General features: G+C 66.5%; 2 protein-coding genes. Both read left to right on the top strand.

Translation table 11 applies throughout. The annotated features are described in order from the left end of the window. The coding region (locus D3H34_RS32300; protein WP_119558829.1) for an acyl-CoA dehydrogenase family protein at positions 1-969 on the top strand (969 nt) is incomplete at its 5' end. A gap of 9 nt (positions 970-978) precedes the next feature. Then, positions 979-1,732, top strand: a 754-nt coding sequence (locus tag D3H34_RS32295) for an acyl-CoA dehydrogenase family protein (RefSeq protein WP_119558828.1), incomplete at its 3' end; no start/stop codon positions are given.

Genomic DNA, 1,732 nt, shown 5'->3' with positions numbered 1-1,732 from the left:
GTGCAAAAGCATCTGTTCGAGGAAGAATGCGCGCTGGCCTGTGCGCCGCGCGTCATTCCGTTCGGCCCGGTGATGGTCGCGCCGGTGATCATGGCGTTCGGCAACGCGGAGCAGCAGCAGCGCTTTCTGCCGGGCATCGCCAGCGGCGAAGTCTGGTGGAGCCAGGGCTACAGCGAACCGGGCTCGGGCTCGGACCTGGCGTCGGTCAAGACGCGCGCCGAGCGCCAGGGCGACCACTATCTGGTCAACGGCCAGAAGACCTGGACCACGCTGGGCCAGTACGGCGAATGGATTTTCTGCCTGGTGCGCACCAGCACCGAAGGCAAGCCGCAGACCGGCATCTCCTTCCTGCTGATCGACATGAAGACGCCCGGCGTGACCGTGCGCCCGATCAAGCTGCTCGAAGGCGAATGCGAAGTCAACGAAGTGTTCTTCGACAACGTCAAAGTGCCGGTCGAGAACCTGATCGGCGAGGAGAACCAGGGCTGGACCTACGCCAAGCACCTGCTGTCGCACGAACGCACCAACATCGCCGACGTGAACCGCTCCAAGCGCGAACTCGAGCGCCTCAAGCGCATCGCCAAGGCCGAAGGCGTCTGGGAAGACCCGCGTTTCCGCGACCAGATCGCGCTGCTCGAAGTCGATGTGATCGCGCTCGAGATGATGGTGCTGCGCGTGCTCTCGGCCGAGACTTCGGGCAAGAACCCGCTCGATATCGCGGGCCTGCTGAAGATCAAGGGCAGCGAGATCCAGCAGCGCTACAGCGAGCTGATGATGCTGGCCGCGGGCCCGTTCAGCCTGCCCTTCATCGAGGAGGCGATGGAAGCCGGCTGGCAGGGCGACTTCCCCGGCGGCGAAGTGGCCAACGCGCCGCTGGCCGCGACCTACTTCAACATGCGCAAGACCACCATCTATGGCGGCAGCAATGAAGTGCAGCGCAACATCGTCGCCCAGACGGTCTTTGGTTAAGGAGACATCATGGATTTCAATTTTTCCGAAGACCAGCAGCAACTGCGCGACGCGGTGCGCCGCTGGGTGAACAAGGCCTATACCTTTGAACGCCGCCGCGAAATCGTGGCCGAAGGCGGCTTTTCACGCGCGGCCTACACCCAACTCGCCGAGCTGGGCCTTACGGCGCTGGCCGTGCCCGAAGCGCATGGCGGCCTGGGCCATGGCCCGGTCGACGTGATGGTCGCGATGGAAGAGCTGGGCCGCGGCATCGTGCTCGAGCCGCTGGCCCAGGCCGTGGTCGCGAGCGCCGTGCTGAGCCAGTACGCGCCCGCCGAAGCGCAGGCGCAATGGCTGCCGAAGATCGCCAGCGGCGAGGCGCTGGTCGTGCTCGCCCACCAGGAGCGCAAGGCACGCTGGCGGCTCGATGTCTGCAGCGCCACGGCCACGGCCAGCGGCAGCGGCCATGTGATCAACGCGCACAAGAGCCTGGTGCCCGCAGGCGACCAGGCCGATACATTCCTCGTGCCGGCTCAGCTGAACGGCCATATCGCGCTGTTCCTGGTGGAGCGCGGCGCGAGCGGCGTGGCGCTGCGCGGCTACGGCACGCAGGACGGCGGCCGCGCCGCCGAACTGCAATGCACCGATACGCCCGCGACGCTGCTGACCCAGCATGGCCTCACTGCGCTCACGCTGGCGCTGGATGTGGCCAACGCCGCGCTCTGCGCCGAAGCCGTGGGCGCGATGGAGCAGACGCTGGCGATCACCGTCGACTACATGAACC

Source organism: Acidovorax cavernicola, from assembly GCF_003581445.1.
Note: the sequence above shows the minus strand (reverse complement) of the source record. Positions and strands in the feature narration are given on the sequence as shown.